The following is a 525-nucleotide window of genomic DNA, read 5'->3' on the forward strand; positions in this document are numbered from 1 at the left end:
GTAATATCACTCATTTCACTGGCTCCCCGATTTTCTGACTTGTTACTGTTGAACCGCCAGACTCCACACCGGATACTTTATGTGTATGATTATTATAGGAATCACGCAACTGTTTCATTGTTGAAGAGTTACTATTACAGTTGTCAACAATATCACCCGTCACTTTTAGAATTGGCGTGTTACAAAGTACAGATTCGCTAGCATTAATTGTTACCTGTGTTGCATTATTCACAGTAACGGGCTGACCCTTGGCCTCTATCGTTATCCCTGATTCTGTCAGCAAGATATGCAAACCCCACTGGTTGTACAGCACCACTTCACCGGGGTTTAAATTCTTATGCCGGTATTTTTTATTGTTGCTGGCAATCACGACAGCGCTGGAACGGTCCCCGCCGAGATAACCAATCACAACGTCTGTCCCGGCTGGCAATGCAGAAGAGAAGCCAAATTCAGCCATCCTTGCCGTGTTGTCCCGAACCTCGATTGGCGTCTGGTACTGAACAACTTGAATGTTTCCGCTATCAC

General features: G+C 45.1%; 1 protein-coding gene. It reads right to left on the bottom strand.

Going from position 1 to position 525, the window contains the following annotated elements; translation table 11 throughout:
- Nucleotides 1–10: 10 nt before the first annotated feature.
- Nucleotides 11–525: phage baseplate assembly protein domain-containing protein (locus tag C5469_RS23085; protein ID WP_166311046.1), on the bottom strand; the 515-nt coding region annotated here is incomplete at its 5' end.

Source organism: Photorhabdus cinerea (assembly GCF_011189575.1).
In the GTDB taxonomy this organism is placed as follows: Bacteria; Pseudomonadota; Gammaproteobacteria; order Enterobacterales; family Enterobacteriaceae; genus Photorhabdus; species Photorhabdus cinerea.